Consider the following 16,736-nt stretch of genomic DNA (forward strand, 5'->3'; position numbering starts at 1 on the left):
CAGATAGGCCTACAAGTTGACCGGAAATGACTGGGCGGTGACGTGAGTCCCGTAGCTACTGGACCTCAGCCCTTGCAGCGCGTCGCAGGAGTCGGACGGCGACCGCACCCAGGATGAGGTTGAATCCGACGAGGACAGTAACCCCGGGCACGACAGTGTTCCATATCCTGCCGAAGGCAGTCACATCTAGAACAGTCATCACGTCCCGGCCGAGCATGATGGCGCGGACGCTGTCGACGCCGTACGTGATCGGGTTGACCACGGCGATAGCGTTGATCCACCCTGGGAGTACATCGAGCGGAAGGAACGCGCTCGACACGAACATCAGTGGGAAGGTGAGGAGGTTCGAGAACATGATAGTCGCTTCCTGGTCGCGAGACACCAGTGCGACGATGTTCGAGTACGCCATGAACGCGCCGCCGAAAAGCACCGTGATGAGAACGATACCCAAGATTCCAGGGATACCCGTCCGGACGTACTGCCCGGTCGGCGATCCCGTTTTGAGGGTCAACAGGAGATACCCCAAGAGGAGAATGATCATCGTCTGGACGACTATCCGGGCCACCTCGGACAGCAGTTTCCCGAGAAACATGGCGGACCGGTTCATCGGAGAGACGAGGACTTTCTCGAACATCCCCTCCTCCATGTCGTCGACGAGGCCGATCCCGGAGGTAGCAGCCGAGGAGAGCGTTGACATGATGATTATGGCCGGTGACAGGTACGTGACGTAGCTGATGTTGCTGTCGAACGCCTGTGAGAGCGCATCCCCGGACACAGCGCCGAAGACTTCGACGAACAGGACGAAGAAGATCACGGGCTGGACGAGCGACGTGAACACTACGTAGGGGTTCCGAACGTTCTTGACGAGCCACCGCCTGAAGCTGACACGTACGTCCGCCGTGGCGCTACGCCCCGGAGCCTTCTGTGTGGGTTCGCTCACGACCGCGCCGTCCCCGTCGGAGTGACCGCTCATTTCGTCACACCCTGTGCGGAGACCGATGCCATTCCTTCGTTCGTCGCTTCGTCGGCGGCGGCAGTCGAATCATCGCCTGTCAGTGCAAGGAAAACGTCGTCGAGCGTGGGCGAACGGATGTCGAACCCACTGACCGAGACGCCGGCGTCGTCGAGCGCGACGAAGAGTTCGCTCGTCGCCTCGCGAGCGCGCTCGGCCCTGACGCTGAGCCCGTTATCCGTCGTCTCGATCAACGCTCCTTCGAGCGCGTCGATGCGCTGAACCGCCTGCACTGCACATTCCGTCTGCTGTTCGGTCGGGTCCGCGAGCGTGACCTCGAAGATGTCCGCACCGATCTCGGACTTGAGCGTCTCCGGAGCGCCGGTCGCGATGACCTGTCCGTCCTGAAGCAGAGACAGGCGCTCGCAGAGATGGTCCGCTTCCTCCAGATACTGCGTCGTGAGGAATACCGTCGTCCCCTGGTCGTTGATCCGTTCGAAGTAGTCCCAGAGCCGGATCCGCGCCTCCGGGTCGAGCCCAGTCGTCGGCTCGTCCAGAAAGACCACCGGCGGGCGATGTACCAGCACGGTCGCGGCGTCAAGCCGCTTTTTCATCCCGCCGGAAAACGTCTCCGACCGCGTGTCCGCCACGTCCTGCAGGTCGACGAGGTCGAGCAGTTCCTCGATCCTGTCCTCGCGCTCGCTCTCGGGAACCCCGTACAGTTTACAGGTCAACCGGAGGTTCTCTCTGGGGGTCAGTTCCCTGTCGATGCTCGTCTCCTGGGCCATGTAGCCGATGGACTCCCGGACCGCCTGCGGATTCGCGCCCGTATCGTATCCGTTGATTCGAACCGACCCCCGGGTCGGGTGCAGGAGCGTCACGAGAGTCTTGATGGTGGTCGTCTTTCCGGCCCCGTTCGGGCCGAGAAAGCCGAAGAACTCCCCCTTCTCGACCCGGAGAGAGACGCCACGAACGGCTTCGGTCCCGTCCTCGTAGGTGACGCGTACGTTCTGCGCATCGATCGCCAGGTCAGTTTCCGCGGAACGGTCTGTCCCTTTCTGTTGGGATCGAGTCTGTCCTTTCGTCATACACCGGTGTTTCGAACCGGGACCGTGTAGGCCCTTCTCGGACGAGTGAGGCCGTTTATATGAGGCCCTTACGAGACCACGTGAATACGGGGTGATCCTGCCAGCGGTCGCAGGACCGCCAGTGTAGCAGACAGCCGGATATAGCCTTTACTTCGGGCGGCGATCGGACAGAAGAGACCGGGACCGGTTCGGCCCACACCAGCAAGTTACGGACGGATCGTAGTGGTGACGGTCGCCTCCACGAGAGTAGATTGTGCGCGGCGAAGTCGTTCGGAGAGCGACGACGCGGAGATATCGAGTTCGCCGGCGACATCTTCGAGTGACGCCCTCCGCGGGATGTCGAAATACCCCATCTCGTGAGCGGTCACCAGTGCCTCCCGCTGGCAGTCGGTGAGTCCTTTCCCCGCGGGTCCGGATCCGCCGGCGGGGGTGAGTCGACGCAGCGTAAACCCGCCGTTTCGCCCCCAGAACGACCGGAACTCCTCGATCGTCTCTCGGTCGGCGAACCACCCGCTCTGGATCCACCCCTTCGGCGTGACACGGATGCGTTCGAGGTCCATGTCCGCGGCCGCCAACGCTTGCAGTTCGGAGACGTCGTCGACGTATCCGCCGAGTTGGGCCTCCATTCCGTGGGCCGGTCGGACCCGGTACCACGGCGTCTCGTCCGCCCGCTTGACCTGCACGTACTCCTCGACGAACGGAACCGACTCGAAAGCACGTTCGACCGTCTCGCGATCCCCGTCGACGACCTGTACGATGAAGGCCGCGTACCAGTCCTCGCTGGGATGAAACTCCAGTTCGAGTGTCGACTCCGAAGCTATCGCCGCGACCTCGACGAACGGAAGGCCTTCGCAGGTGATTTCATACTCAGCGAGAAGTCCCATAGGGTCGCGATATCGGCCGTCGGTACTGTGCGTTTCGATTACGTTTCAGATCGGTCCTCTGAATCGGTCTCTATTGGTGTCGTAGCTAGTGTAACAGTTCATACTTTGATCGCCCGATGGCAGGCGATCGAGCGTGCAACGACTTTCACTGACGACGATAGCTCGCGTTTGGCACAGTACAGACGAACAGTTACAGATCCGCGGTACCGTCGGAGAGAGCGTACCAAGCTAGCGATGCGAGAGTCACGAGCAATCCCCCGTACAGTAAGGTGTATGGTGTCGACGCTCTCGCTCCACCGAACGACAGTTGAACCAGTACGTCCTCTATGAGTAGAAATCCACCGATGATCGTGATGTGAAGCCCGAGCAGCATCGAGTGCGTTTTCTTCATGTGTTACAATACAGTATATTCCAACATATTTTTTCCTATAGAAGTTCGCGCAGAAACGCGCTCCGGGCGGGGGTAGTTTTTCGGTCGGCCGAGAGCGTCTCACATCGAACCCCGGGAAACGAAACAATCACAGGCGAGTCGGCAGCGGACTCGACAGATCTGCACCGCCTCCGGTGTCCGCCACTCGGCCAGGGGTTGTGAGTTTCGGGTATCGAACCAGAAGCGTAATTCCCCACGGAAAGCAACCAGTACGTAATGAAGCGACGCCGTTTTCTTACACGAACTGCCGCTCTCGTTAGCGGCGGTACCCTTGCCGGTTGTCTCAGTAGTTTCGGCTTCGAGACGGAGTCAGCCTGGCGAGACCCACCGCTCGTCGACGACCGCCCCGACGCTGTGTACTATCCCGCGATCGTCGAGGGAATGGGAACGTACGGGATGACTGAAGTCAACGGCTACAAGTTCGCGCTGATGTACTCCTTTCCGCACCGGTTCTGGACGGTCACCCAAGGGAATCGCAATAAGGTCGTCGTCGAATCGGACGATTCGCTCCATCTCATGGCCTCCGTCTGGGACGTAGAGACTGAGACGGTCCTGCCGATCGATATGTCGCTGGAGATCCGAAACGACGACGGAGTCGTGTCCGAACGGGCACCGTGGCCGATGCTCTCCCAGTCGATGGGCTTTCATTACGGTGATAACGTTGCGCTTCCCAGCGAAGGGGAGTACACGGCCACACTCCGCGTGAGCCCGATGCAAACAAACCGGACGGGAGCCTTCAGCGGGAGGTTTTCGGAGTTACAAACGGCAGAGATCCCCTTCGAGTTCGATACGGACGAAGCGTACGGTCTCGACATCGATCGGCTAGAGGACCGACGCGGACAACGGGGCGCTGTCGAACCCGCGATGGACGAGATGCCCGTGGCAACTGCGCCAGCGAAAGCGGACTTACCCGGCCGAATACTCGGCGAAGCAACGTCCGGAGACGCCGTGTTCGTCGTCTCCGTACTGGAGGATGCCGCACGCTTCGGCGGTGAGAGCCAGTCGTACTTGGCCGTTTCACCCCGGACGCCGTACAATCGTATCACGCTTCCGTTGATGTCGGTGTCCGCGACGCTGACTCGAAACGGCGAGACGGTGTACGAAGGGCCGTTAGGGAGCGCGTTGGACCCGGAACTCGGCTATCATTACGGCACCGCTGTCGATGAGACCGGGCCGGGCGATACGCTTACGATCACAGTCGATGCGCCGCCGCAGGTCTCACGCCACGACGGGTACGAAACTGCGTTTCTCGATATGCCGCCGATGGAGATACAGCTATAGTAGCCACTGACAGTCATTGCACACCCGATCGCGCGACGGCTGTTCGATCGGAGTGTATCGTTTCAGTTGGTACTATATACCGTCTGCGCTCTGTCGGCTCCTGCAGTGAAACCGTCCACGGCACCGATCAACCGAGGTACGGCGGCATCGCGGACGGAAGGGAAACTATCCAGAGGCTGAGGACCGTGTAGCCGATCATGACAGCCACGAACGGGTACTGACTGCGGATCGCCTGTAACCGGCTGGGGAAGAGGTCGTATGCGGTCACGTGTGCGACGAAGATCGCAAGTAGATGACCGAGGAGGATAAACGCGATGTCGAGTCCGCCGAACCAGTCGGGGAGCGTCAACACGAGCGGATTCGCCGGCGGTGAGAACGGCGTGGTTAAAGCGGCGGTCAACGAGGGGCTCATCGAGACGAAGAAACCGGCGTAGTGGGCGAGATGATAGCCCGCGGCGATCGCGAGCAACGGGGGGGCGAAGCGGAGTGCGAGCGACTGCGGTGTTACGTACGTCGCGATCGTCCGTCGAGTCAGTTTCGCACCTAACCAGTATGCGCCGGCAAACACCCCGTAGCCGCCGAGAAGGAGGCTACCGTACACCAGCAGCGGTGGAACACCGAACCCGACGACGCTCTCGACGAACTGTGCGCCGGCCGTTGTCGTGACGAAGCCGCTGAAAGTGAGTTCCCAGATGAGCGCGATTACGAAGGCGACATCGGCGAATCCATCGACTGGTTCCGATTCGACGAGGCCGCTCCCCGGAAGTGCAACCGAGACTCCGGTACTGTCTCGCGTGACGGGAGACACGGATCCGTAGAATCGGAACAGCACAGAGACGGGGTCGGCGTTATGGAACCACGTGTCGGGCGTGAACAGAACTGCACCGGTGATGGTGATGATCGAATAGCCGACGACAACACTCGCGAGTACGGCCGGGCGCGTCGTGATGGCTGTGACGAGTTCGATCCACACGAGCACGAAAAGCCCGAACACCGCCGGCCACCGCCCCGCGCGGGACGGGTACGAAACGTAGCCGGTGGGGAGATACTCGGTGAGCGTGCGCCACGGGTTTAGCACACGCCAGACGTTCCCAACGAGATACGAGACCATCGTCAACCCGGCCCGGACGCCGACGAACGTGACCAAAATAGCGAAACTGACCGTGGGGATCTGCGGCCCGGTAACGCCGGTGTAAACGACGACAACAAGACCAACGACTCCGAGAGCGCGCACCGCGGCTACGGCACTCCGCCGGACGCTGTCGGGTAGTGATCGGTTTCGCTGCCAGTCGTGAATCTCTCGAATGAAGCCCCGATCCGTGACGAAACTAGCCAGCAGCGCAGAGGCACCGATCACGGCACCCCCAGTGCTGAGATACAGCCACTGCGGAACGCGCATCGACTCGCGCGACGCGTCTGAGAGGCCGGATGCAGCATTACTCGCGGCAACCGTGTCAGTGACGAATAGAAACGCTGCCGCGACGATGCAGGCCTGAATGAATCGCCAGACAAGCCCGCGACGGGGTACTCCCCTGTTCGGATCCATTATCGAAACTACTGGCATGACAATATTGTAAGTGTCGAACCCGTCGCCACTGGGCGGATCAACGACTTCGAAGTTACATCGAGAACAGGTAGCAGACGGCTAGCGGTGGGTTCGCGACAAACGACACTGATCGAAAGCGTTTCTTCGTCGCCTCGGCAGGAACGCGTATGGAACGGATCTCGCTGACCAATGCCGCTTTCGAGGGGGATAACAACGCCTACCTCTTTGCGGACGGCCCTGAGACGGTGCTGGTCGATACCGGCGACGGGGCGGCGACGACTCGGGAACAGTTAGAGAGCGCGCTCGCCGACCACGGTGTCGGGTTCGCCGATGTCGACCGCATCTTTCTCACCCACTGGCACGGCGACCACACGGGCCTGGCTGGTCCGATCCAGGCCGAAAGCGGCGCAGACGTGTACGTCCACGCCCGCGACGCCCCACTTGTCGAGGGCGACGAGGACGCCTGGGCGGCAATGCACGACGACCAGAACGCGTACTTCGATCAGTGGGGAATGCCCGGCGACAAACAGCGCGCCCTCCGCGAGCGGATGGCTGGTTCGGGTCCCGGCGACGTGGCCCCGGAGGTAACGACGTTCGAGGACGGCGATACGTTCTCGTTCGACGGATACGAACTCCGCGTCGTCCACACGTCCGGCCACGCCGACGGTCTCTGTATCTTCGAAACGGAACGGGATGGTCGGCTCGAAGTGTTCTCCGGCGACGCTCTCCTGCCCCAGTACACGCCGAACGTCGGAGGCGCGGACGTCCGGGTCGAGCGTCCGCTGGAGAAATACCTTCGCGCGCTCCGGCACATCGCCGACGCCGACTACGACCGCGCGTGGCCGGGTCACCGCGACCCTATCGACGACCCGACTGCCCGCGCCGAGTCGATCATACACCACCACGAGGAACGCGCGTGGAACGTACTCGACGCGCTCCGGCGGAAGGGTCCGTGCGACACCTGGACGGTGAGCGACGACCTGTTCGGTGACTTAGAGGGGATCCATATTCTGCACGGCCCCGGGGAGTCGTACGCGCATCTGGAACACCTGGAACGGGCGGATGCGGTCGTTCGGACTGGGACCGAATATCGACTGGCAGACGGAATTGGCGAGCAGGTAGAGGAAGCGGACGAGGAGCGGTGGAAACTGGCGTACTGACTCGCCTGCTTTCGGTCCCAGCTAACGGCGACGGTGAGCGTCGGCGTGAGCCAGGCGGACACCGACGTTGAAACCCCAGTTCTTTCGATCTCTAAACGGGACGCAGTACGTGATGGAGCGCGACGTTACCGACCTCACACCGTTGCTTTCTTTACTGCCGGAGGAATCTTTTGGCCTGCCTAAATCAAAACAATTTTGTATATTTAGGTAAGCCTAAAAATCATGGGTCGAGATTCCATAGGATCGACGACACCGACACGGCGAGACTGCCTCAAATACACAGGAACAGCCGTCGGCTGCGGTTTGCTCGCCGGGTGTACAAGCACCGGTAGCTCCCAATCAGCAGAGGCAGACGACGACTCGTCGTATTCTGTCACGATAGAGCCGACCGGTGAAGTGACGTTCAACTCGGTTCCTGAGACGTGGGTCGCTGAGAACGCGAGTTGGGCCGACATGGGCGTCGCTCTCGGGATGGACAAGCCCAGTGCTGTCGTTCTTACTGACGAGTACCGAACCTGGCACTACGATGATATCCCAGGACTGTCGACGAGCAAGGACGACATGGTTTCTCTCTGGCAAGACGGAGTCGACAACGAACTCTTCATAGAGCTAGACGCCGGGGTCCACTTCATCGATCCGAACTACATGATCAACCTCATCCCGAACTGGGAGGAATCCGACGTCGAAGAGGTGAGCGAGCAGGTCGCTCCGTTCTGCGGCAATACGAGCTTCTCTACCTATCCCTGGCACGAGGACTATCCGTATTACGACCTGTACGAAGCCACCGAGAAGGTCGCAGAGGTATTCCAGCGAACGGATCGATATGAGGCGCTCGAAGACCTCCATAGCGAATTTCTCGACCGGGTTCAACAGCGGCTCCCGCCGGAGAGCGAACGACCAGAGATCGCGCTCCTCTCTCCGGCCTCCAGGGAACCCGAGAAGTTCTATCTGTATCGGCTCGGCAACAGAACCGCGTACAAGCATTGGCACGATCTCGGTATAAGCGACGCGCTCGACGATACAGATATACCGAGCTTTACCTCCGATCGCGGCACGATCGATTACGAGCCGCTGTTAGAGTACGATCCTGAGATACTGATGTTCTACACCGACAAACACTGGACGCGTTCGGACTTCCAGGACACGTTCCACACGTTTTTGGAGGATCACAGCGCGGCCAGTCGACTCACCGCGGTCCAGAACGGCGATGTGTATCCGGCCGGAGGGATGTATCAAGGGCCGATCATCAATCTCTCGAAGACCGAGCGCGCTGCGAAGCAACTGTTCCCCGACGAGTTTTCGCGGGACGAACAGCTCTACGACCGGCAACGCATCGCGGATATTCGAAGCGGAGATATCTAATATGGAGTACACCTCGCTCGGAGATACCGGGCTTTCCGTGAGCCGGATCTGTCTTGGGTGTCTCGGGTTCGGCGACGGCAAGGAGTGGATGCTCGACGCTGACGAGAGCCAGGCGCTCATCGACAGGGCGATCGATCTCGGGATCAACTTCTTCGACACTGCGAACGTCTACTCTGACGGCCGGAGCGAGGAGATATTGGGCGAGGCGATCAGCGGCTACAACCGCGATAGCCTCGTGCTCGCGACGAAAGTGTTCGGCGAGATGGACGAGTCGAACCCGAACGCCTGCGGGCTCTCTCGAAAAGCCATCGAACAGGAACTCGAACACAGTTTGGACCGGCTCGGCGTCGACACTATCGACCTGTACCAGACCCACCGCTGGGACGACGAGACGCCGGTCGAGGAGACGCTCCGAACGCTTGACGACGCCGTCCGTCGCGGGTCCGTCCGGTACGTCGGCGCTAGCACGACGCTTGCCTACCAACTCGCAGAAGCCCGTCGGGTGAGCGATGACCGCAGGCTTCAGCCGTTCGTCTCGATGCAGAACCATTACAACCTGCTGTATCGGGAAGAGGAGCGGGAGATGCTCCCCTACTGTCGCGAGAACGGCGTGGGAGTACTGCCGTGGAGCCCGCTAGCGAAGGGCTATCTCGCGCGACCGCATGAGGCGTTGGACGACACCGCGAGAGGGAAGCGCAACGATTACACGGACCTGTACCCGTACCTCGAGGGCAACGGCCGCGAAATCAACGAACGGGTCGAGGAGGTGGCGGCCGAGAAGGGCGTGACGATGGCACAGATCGCACTCGCGTGGCTACTGGAGAAAGACGTCGTCGACGCGCCGGTCGTCGGCATCACCAGCGTCGAGCACTTAGAGGAGGCCGTCGAGGCCGTGGATATCTCGCTCTCGGACTCGAAGGTCGAATACCTCGAAGAACCGTACGAAGCGGTCCGGCATACGCTCTGACGCCGAACCGGGGACTGTCTTTTACACCCAGTCAGAGACACAGGGTCCGGAGACCCCGCAGTCGTGTCAGTCGTCCGGGGTCGGATGCCCGGGCCTATCCGACTCCGCCACCGCTCCGCCAGGTGCGTCTCGAACGAACGCCGCCGGCGAGAAGTCCTGATAAACCGTGTCTTCGTCGACCGGATACGGCGAATCATCCAGTATCCGGTTCAGGATGACGGCGTTTCGGTGCGTGCCGAGGCCGAGGTCGGGCGTTCCGACCCCGTGGGTGTGGATCTCGGCGTTCTGGACAAACACGTCCCCGTCGAGATCTGTGTCGAGCGCGTACTCCCGGGTTATCTCCAGTCGGCCGCGGTCGTCGCGTTCGATGTCGTCTTCGATACCCGAGAGAAAGGCCGGTGTCGGCCGGTGATACCCCGTCCCGAGAACGACGGCGGACGACTCGAAACTGAAGACGGTCTCCTCCTGCCACTGCCGGCAGTCGAGCCGATACCGGCCGCCGTCGGTCCGTTCGATGCCCTCCACTTCGGTCATGGCGATCAGGCTCACGTCGGGGTCGGTAGTTCCGATCGAGTGCTCGTACAGCGTGTCGTAGATCGCGTCGCTCGTATCGGGATCGATCCCCCTGTACAGCAGGTCCTGCTCCGGGAGCAGGTCGTCGCGGACAGGCTGTGGAAGGTCGTACACGTAGTCGACGTACTCCGGCGTGAAGTGCTGGAGTCCCAGCTTGGAGTACTCCATCGGGAAGAACCCGTCCGAGCGCGTCACCCAGTCGAGGCGGTAGTCCGCCTCGGGCTGGCGGTCGAGCAGGTCCTGAAACACCTCGGCCGCGCTCTGCCCGGATCCGACCACCGCGATTGAATCGGCCGCCAGTACAGCCTCCCGGTTGAACCGGTAGCTGGCGGTGTGGAACACCTCGTCGTCCGGGAAGTCCCGAAACTCCTCGGGGACGTAAGGTCTGGAGCCGACACCGACGACCAGGTCCCGCGCGAGATACGTGAACCGATCCCCGCCGTCGGTTCCGGCCGTCGCGTCGCTCGCTTGTTCGTCGCTGTCGCCGGGGCGGACCGCGGTCACTCGGAAGTTCGCAGTCGGGTGGTCGACGGGTTCGACGGAGACCACGCGGCGCGAGAAGCGGGTGATATCGAGCCGTTCGGCCACCCACCGGCAGTACTCGTCGTACTCCCGGCGAGGGATCTGGAACGTCTCGTAGAAGTAGAACTCGTAGATCCGGTCCGTCTCGCGAAGGTAGTTCAGGTAACTGTAGGGGTTGGTCGGATCCGCGAGGGTCACAACGTCCGCGAGGAACGGGACTTCCAGCGTCGTTCCTTCGATGAGCATCCCCTCGTGCCAGGAGAACTCGGACCGCTGTTCGAGCACGACAGCGTCGAGGTCGATATCGTCGCTACCGTCCACGAGCGCACCGAATCCGAGATTAAACGGCCCGAGACCGATCCCGACAACGTCGTGGACTGACTCGGGTTCGGGGTTCCGTCCCGCGGCGGCGTCTGTCGCGTCCGCGTCCCGTTCGCCGGTCGGGAACTCGTCAGCGTCGGCCGTCACGAGTTGGTCACCTCGGTCGCGTCGGTAGTCCGTCCGGGCGCGTACGCCCGCTCGAATCGCTCGCGCTCGCACACCATCAGCGCCGCCTCCTTCCCCTCGGCGGGGAAGTAGAACGTGTCGCGGCGCTCGAAGCCGGCCGACTGGAAGGTCGCGAGCGCAGCGTCGTTATGCACGTCAGGCTCCGCGACGACGCGGTCGGTCTCGTCGTGACGGAACGCCATATCGACGATCCCCCGGAGGAGAGCGCTGGCATAGCCGTTCCCGAGATACTCGTCCGGGCCGATCAGCAAGTGGATCCCCTGGTCGCTTTCACTGGCCTCGTACTGGTCCGCGAGCGGGTCGTCTGCCGGCCAGTAGCGTTCCCAGTAACTCATCGGGACGCCGTCGAGGCGGCCGACGTAGGGGGTCATGTGCTCGTCCGCCAACTTCTCTACGAGCGTCCGCCGAAACACAGGGAGCGGAGCGGCGAGTTCCCAGTATGGCTGCACGTGGTCGCTTCCGAGCCACGCGTGTAGCCGTTCTAGATCCCGGCCAATCTCGACGGGCCGGAACGAGACTGTCCGGTCGATGCTCTCGACGCGGCGTCTGTACGAGCAGTCGTCGGCGACGATGCTGAGCGCGTCAGTCATGTTCTGGTCACTATCGGGTTCTCGATCTCGACGTAGACGGACTGGTTCTCGAGCGACCCCTCCAGTTCGTCTAACCCCTCGAAACGGGTCAGCAGGTTCCCCTTACAGGGGATTCGCTCGTCTGTCAGGAGAGCAGAGACGAGCTCCGAGGCGGGCGATTCGAACTCCCGAAGCGCTTCGAGTTCCGACCGGAGATCGGCGAGGAGCGCCGACTCGTCGACGAGCCCGGCGACGCCCAGCGCGTTCACGACCCCGAAGGCGTTGTTACAGACGGTGTAGTACCGGAGTCGCTCGTCGGCGACGGGATCGGGACAGATCGTGTCCGCCCGCTCGCCGACACCGGGGAGCCACTCGTCGACCGCATCGTAGCGCGACTCGGGGAAGTAGTAGCCCTGGTTGTCGCGGTAGTACCCCTCGGCGGGCCAGCCATGGTCGTCGAGTCCCACGAGCGTGTTCTGCTGGTGGGCCTCGACGCCGACGCCGAGTTCGAAGTACGTCCACAGAACCGGCCGGAGCGTGACGGCGAGGTACTCGCGGAACCACTCGCGGGCGACCTCTTTCTCGGGGTGGTCTCTCTGCTGTGCGAGATTCCGGACGACGCGGGCGAGTCGGGACGGACCGTCGACCCCGTCCTGACAGAGCGCAACGACCGGCGAGACGTTCTCGGCGTCCGCGCCGCGGAAGGGGTTCTCGCGGAGGACCGTCTCGAACCCGGACTCCGGACCGTCACCGATGTCCACAGTCAGTGCGGCCGGATCCTCTACGATGCTGAACCGGGGGAACTCCCCGCGCAATCGGTCCCCGAACTCCGTCCCGAGCAACTCCGAGATGGCGACGCCGCGGGCTAGCTCCGGGCGCTTGTTCGTCCGCTCGGCGTTCGTGATTTCGACGGCGAGTGACCCCTTGACCATGAACGGGGCGTCCGGGCTCCACAGCGTGCGGACGGACGATGTCGGATAGAACGTCGGGCCGAACGCGCCGAGGTCGGTCAGGTCGCCTCGCGCCAGCGCCGCAGCGACGTGGTCCTGTGAACTCAGATAGTCGGCCTGCCACGGATGGGTCGGAACGAGAACCTTACCGTCGTCGATAGCCGCTGCGGCGTCCGCTGGACAGTCCCCTGCCAGCGTCTCCGAAACCCACTCGGCCGCAGTGCCGTCACGGGCCGACCAGTCCGAAACCACGTCCGGCTCCGCCGCGAAGTATCGCAGTTGGAACTCGCCGCGGAGCTCCGGAGCGTACGTCGGTGAGTCGTGCGGGGTCACGCCTTCGCGACTCTTCGGCGTCGGATGGAGGAGATGGCCGTACAGTAGCGACTGTTCGGCGTCTCGGAACGTCGTCTCGGTGCCGTACAGTCCGTCGGTGTCGTCGCGCTGTCGGACGAACTGTTCGATCGCCGCGCGAGACGCCAGGACGCGACGGAAGAGGTCCGTTCCGGCCGAGACGGGCATACCGGTCGCCGACAGCGCGAGTTCGCGGCGCGCGAGTGCGGCGAGCGTCCCGGCGTCTATCTCCACGACGCCCCCGTCGCCGCAGTGGGTGTACCCTGGGAGGTCGAACAGATGCCGCCCCGTGGCTGACTCGTACCGAAGCGGGACGTACGCCGTCGTCCACTGCCGTTCGAAGGGGACCCGGACGACGCGACCGTCGGCGTCGACCGCCGTCTCGGCCGCAGAGACTATCTCGCCGTCGCCGGTCTCCCTGAGATAACAGTTGAGGAACGCGTGGAATGTGGCCGACTCCGCGTGCTCGTCGGGCGTCGAACAGCCCGCACCCACGGTCGTCATTGGTCCACCTCCCGAACCGAGGCATCATCGACTCGCGTGCTGTCCGTCGACGAATCCGCTCGTTCCGACTCGCCGGCCTCGACGGACGCGGCTAGCTGCTTCCCCTCCTTGAGGAGTTTCCGGACGTCCGCTTCCGTCGTGCGTGGATTCAACAACGTGAGTTTGAGATGCGTCCGCCCGTCGACCGCGGTCCGTGCGACGACAGCCTCGCCCGCGTCGAACATTGATTCGCGGATCTCGGCGTTCACGCGGTCGGACCACTCCTCCGCGGACAGATCAGGATGTTGCCGTTCGGGTTCGTATCTGAACGTGACCACGTTAAGCGTCGGGTCGCAAGCGAGTTCGTAGGCGGGAGCGGCCCGAACCATCTCGGCCGCCCGGTCTGCGGTTTCCAGGGTCCGGTCGACGAGTGCCGCCATTCCCTTGCGGCCGAGCGTACGGAAGGCGACGTACGGTTTGAGCGCGTCGAAGCGTCGCGTCGTCAGGACGGACTTCTCGACGCGGTGAGGAACGTCGTCGTCCTCCGGATTGAGGTACGCCGCGTTGCGCGACATCAGGTCGAAGTCGCCGCCGTCCCCGAGCAGGAACGCGCCGCAGGAGATCGGTTGGAAGAACAGTTTATGGAAGTCGACGGCAAGCGAGTCGGCCTGTTCGATGCCGGCGATCGACTCCCGATGGTCGTCGCTGACGGCGACCGCACCGCCGTAAGCCGCGTCAACGTGGTACCAGAGGTCGTGTTCGGCGGCGATGTCCGCGAGTTCCGCGAGCGGGTCGATGCTTCCGAAGTCCGTCGTCCCAGCGGTGCAAAACAGGGCGAACGGACGTTTCCCGTCGGATTCCAGCCGCTCTATCGTCGATCGCAGCGACCGAGTGTCCATCCTGTACTCGTCGTCGCTCGGGACGGTGACCACAGCGTCCTCCCCCAGTCCGAGCTCCGCTGCCGCCTGGGCCGCGGTGAAGTGGGCCTGGTCGGAACAGAGCACGCGCATGTCGGCCGCCTCGGGGGGGAGCCCGCACTCCCGAACCGAACGGTCGAGACGGTCGGCGACGTACCGGTCGCGGGCAAGCAACAGGCCCTGATAGTTCGACTGCGTGCCACCGGTCGTGACGACCCCGTCAGCGTCCTTCCCGAGGTCGAACAGGGCTGTGAGGTCGTCGATCAACCGCTCTTCGACCACCGTCGCGGCCGGGGCCTGGTCGAAGGAGTCCATCGACTGGTTGATAGCCGTGAGCATCGCCTCTGCGACCAGTCCAGGGATCATCGGCGGGCACTGGAGATGCGCCACACAGGCCTCGTCGTTCGGATAAACGGAGTTTTCAAGAACCTCCTCGGCGACCTCTTCGAGAACCTCAAGTAACGGGGACCCCGAGTCGGGTATCGTGTCGCAGTCGAGACTCGAACTGAGCGCCTCGTACTGACGACCTGAGTACGGACGGTCAGTGTCGCCGACGGCGTCTGCAACCGCGTCGGTCGTCCACTGCATCGCGTCGAGATACTTCCTGTTCCCCGTCGGACTGCCGAGGAAGAGCCCGTCCGCGAGTGTTCGCCCGTCCGGATGCCCGCCGTCTCCGTCGAGCGACTTCCGAGACTTCATTCCGAAACCGCCCTCCGGTTCGACACCGTCGATTCGACAGCTTCGGTGAAACGAGCCGCGACCTCGTCGATCTGCCGGGCGGAGACGACAAGCGGCGGCAGGAACCGCGCGACCGCGGAATCGCGCCCCCCTGTCTCGATGATCAGGCCGCGGTCGAAACAGGCCGACGACACGGCCGATGCGAGGTCGCCGTCGGGCGGGGGAACCTCGCCGTCGACGACGGCCTCGGGATCAACGAACTCGACTCCGAGCATCAGCCCTCGGCCCCGTACGTCGCCGACGGCGTCAAACCGGTCGGCCAGCGTTTCGAGGGACCGCCTGAGTCGCGCGCCCATCTCGGCCGCGTGCTCGTCGAGGTTCTCCTCCATGATGTGACGCATCGTAACGCGGCCGGCCGCCATCGCGAGTTGATGGCCGCGGAACGTCCCGGCGTGGGCGCCGGGTTCCCACTCGTCGAGGGATTCGTCGTAGACGACGACTGCGAGCGGAAGCCCGCCCCCGACGGCCTTCGAGCAGGTGATAACGTCCGGAACGATGTCGGCGCGTTCGAACGCCCACGTCTCGCCGGTTCTCCCCATACCGGTCTGGATCTCGTCGACGATCAGCGGGACATCCGCCTCGCGGGTGAGCCGTCTCACCTCCCGGACCCAGTCGTCCGGCGCGGGATTGACGCCGCCCTCGCCCTGAACGAGTTCGAGGATCATCCCTGCCGGATCGGTGACGCCGCTCTCGCCGTCGTTGATCACTCGATCAACGAAGTGGCTAATCGACTCGTGGTCGCCGTCGGGCCCGAACGGGTGCCGGTAGCGGTCCGGATACGGGAGATGATGGACGTCACTCATCAGTCCCGGGACCGCTTCTTTCGCGTCCGTATCGCCCATGAGACTGAGAGATCCGCTGGTCATCCCGTGATAGCCGCCCTGGAACCCGAGGACGGAGCGGTTCCCGGTGGCGGTTTTGACGAGTTTGAGCGCCGCTTCCACGGCGTCGGTACCCGCCGGTGAACAGAACTGGACCTTCGCGCTTTCGGTGAATTCGTCGGGGAGGCTCTCGAACAGCGTGTCCACGAACGCCTCCTTCTCGGGCGTCGTGATGTCGAGGGTGTGAAGCGGCCGCTCCTCCGCGAGGAGTCGCTCAAGTTCGCGCGTCACCTTCGGGTGGTTGTGCCCGAGAGCGAGCGTGCCCGCACCGGCAAGGCAGTCGAGATACTCGTTTCCGTCAGCGTCTACGATTTCCAGGCCTCGAGCGCGGGAGATCGCGAACGGTAACGACCGAGGATACGTTCGGGCGCTTGATTCGCGGTTGCGCTGACTCTCACGCAGTCGGGCGTTCGACTGTTCGGTTCTCATTGCTCACCCTCCGCTGTATCGCTGATGCGTCCGGAACGAATCTGTGTCAGTAGCACATTTTTTAGGTTGACCTAAAACTTGAAAAGCGTGTTGGATTAGGTCAGACAAAAAATAGCCCGGGTAGTTCTGAGTCGACCCCGCTGTCT

At 62.9% G+C, this 16,736-nt stretch carries 14 protein-coding genes; 4 read left to right on the forward strand and 10 right to left on the reverse strand.

The features are described from left to right. Nucleotides 1–55: 55 nt before the first annotated feature. From SM753_RS14390 to SM753_RS14405, 4 genes are all read right to left on the reverse strand, one after another. Nucleotides 56–973 (reverse strand): ABC transporter permease, encoded by a 918-nt coding sequence (locus SM753_RS14390; RefSeq protein WP_323192129.1) that lies wholly within the window; start codon nucleotides 971–973, stop codon nucleotides 56–58. Then, complete coding sequence (locus SM753_RS14395; protein WP_323192130.1) at nucleotides 970–2,040, reverse strand: ATP-binding cassette domain-containing protein; 1,071 nt, start codon at nucleotides 2,038–2,040, stop codon at nucleotides 970–972. The genes SM753_RS14390 and SM753_RS14395 overlap by 4 nt, the downstream gene beginning before the upstream one ends. Before the next feature lie 206 nt (nucleotides 2,041–2,246). Further along, nucleotides 2,247–2,924 carry a helix-turn-helix domain-containing protein gene (locus SM753_RS14400; RefSeq protein ID WP_323192131.1) on the reverse strand — a complete coding sequence of 226 codons (678 nt, stop codon included), beginning with the start codon at nucleotides 2,922–2,924 and terminating at the stop codon, nucleotides 2,247–2,249. A gap of 190 nt (nucleotides 2,925–3,114) precedes the next feature. After that, nucleotides 3,115–3,315 carry a hypothetical protein gene (locus SM753_RS14405; RefSeq protein ID WP_135536056.1) on the reverse strand — a complete coding sequence of 67 codons (201 nt, stop codon included), beginning with the start codon at nucleotides 3,313–3,315 and terminating at the stop codon, nucleotides 3,115–3,117. A 255-nt stretch (nucleotides 3,316–3,570) separates the two neighbouring features. On the opposite strand from SM753_RS14405, the gene SM753_RS14410 reads away from it, so the two are divergent. Next, complete coding sequence (locus SM753_RS14410; protein ID WP_323192132.1) at nucleotides 3,571–4,635, forward strand: iron transporter; 1,065 nt, start codon at nucleotides 3,571–3,573, stop codon at nucleotides 4,633–4,635. A gap of 127 nt (nucleotides 4,636–4,762) precedes the next feature. Here SM753_RS14410 and SM753_RS14415 read toward each other — a convergent pair whose 3' ends face one another. Further along, nucleotides 4,763–6,181: a hypothetical protein gene (locus SM753_RS14415; RefSeq protein WP_323192133.1), complete on the reverse strand. Its 1,419-nt coding sequence runs from the start codon at nucleotides 6,179–6,181 to the stop codon at nucleotides 4,763–4,765. A 167-nt stretch (nucleotides 6,182–6,348) separates the two neighbouring features. On the opposite strand from SM753_RS14415, the gene SM753_RS14420 reads away from it, so the two are divergent. The 3 genes from SM753_RS14420 to SM753_RS14430 all read left to right on the forward strand — a co-directional run bounded on the left by SM753_RS14420 (nucleotide 6,349) and on the right by SM753_RS14430 (nucleotide 9,670). After that, the gene (locus SM753_RS14420) at nucleotides 6,349–7,341 is read left to right on the forward strand and encodes an MBL fold metallo-hydrolase (protein ID WP_323192134.1); all 993 of its coding nucleotides are present in this window, start codon (nucleotides 6,349–6,351) and stop codon (nucleotides 7,339–7,341) included. 222 nt (nucleotides 7,342–7,563) lie between these two features. Further along, nucleotides 7,564–8,703 (forward strand): ABC transporter substrate-binding protein, encoded by a 1,140-nt coding sequence (locus SM753_RS14425; RefSeq protein WP_323192135.1) that lies wholly within the window; start codon nucleotides 7,564–7,566, stop codon nucleotides 8,701–8,703. Between the two features lies 1 nt (nucleotide 8,704). After that, nucleotides 8,705–9,670, forward strand: coding sequence for an aldo/keto reductase (locus SM753_RS14430; RefSeq protein ID WP_323192136.1), 966 nt, complete (start codon nucleotides 8,705–8,707; stop codon nucleotides 9,668–9,670). 66 nt (nucleotides 9,671–9,736) lie between these two features. Here the strand turns inward: SM753_RS14430 and SM753_RS14435 are convergent, their stop codons facing one another. Genes SM753_RS14435 through SM753_RS14455 form a run of 5 tightly spaced genes read right to left on the reverse strand, consistent with a single transcriptional unit; the run spans nucleotide 9,737 to nucleotide 16,590 of the window. Beyond that, complete coding sequence (locus SM753_RS14435) at nucleotides 9,737–11,233, reverse strand: lysine N(6)-hydroxylase/L-ornithine N(5)-oxygenase family protein (RefSeq protein WP_323192137.1); 1,497 nt, start codon at nucleotides 11,231–11,233, stop codon at nucleotides 9,737–9,739. Continuing rightward, a complete protein-coding gene (locus SM753_RS14440; RefSeq protein ID WP_323192138.1) occupies nucleotides 11,230–11,862 on the reverse strand; it encodes a GNAT family N-acetyltransferase in 633 nt (210 codons plus the stop codon). The genes SM753_RS14435 and SM753_RS14440 overlap by 4 nt, the downstream gene beginning before the upstream one ends. Further along, a complete protein-coding gene (locus SM753_RS14445; protein ID WP_323192139.1) occupies nucleotides 11,859–13,646 on the reverse strand; it encodes an IucA/IucC family siderophore biosynthesis protein in 1,788 nt (595 codons plus the stop codon). Before SM753_RS14445 ends, SM753_RS14440 begins: the two co-directional genes overlap by 4 nt. Next, entirely contained in the window at nucleotides 13,643–15,241 is a 1,599-nt protein-coding gene (locus SM753_RS14450) for an aspartate aminotransferase family protein (RefSeq protein ID WP_323192140.1), read from the reverse strand. The genes SM753_RS14445 and SM753_RS14450 overlap by 4 nt, the downstream gene beginning before the upstream one ends. Continuing rightward, nucleotides 15,238–16,590 (reverse strand): diaminobutyrate--2-oxoglutarate transaminase, encoded by a 1,353-nt coding sequence (locus tag SM753_RS14455; RefSeq protein ID WP_323192141.1) that lies wholly within the window; start codon nucleotides 16,588–16,590, stop codon nucleotides 15,238–15,240. The genes SM753_RS14450 and SM753_RS14455 overlap by 4 nt, the downstream gene beginning before the upstream one ends. Nucleotides 16,591–16,736 lie beyond the last annotated feature (146 nt).

This window comes from Halostella sp. PRR32, from assembly GCF_034808085.1.
GTDB classification, from domain to species: Archaea; Halobacteriota; Halobacteria; order Halobacteriales; family Natronoarchaeaceae; genus Halostella; species Halostella pelagica.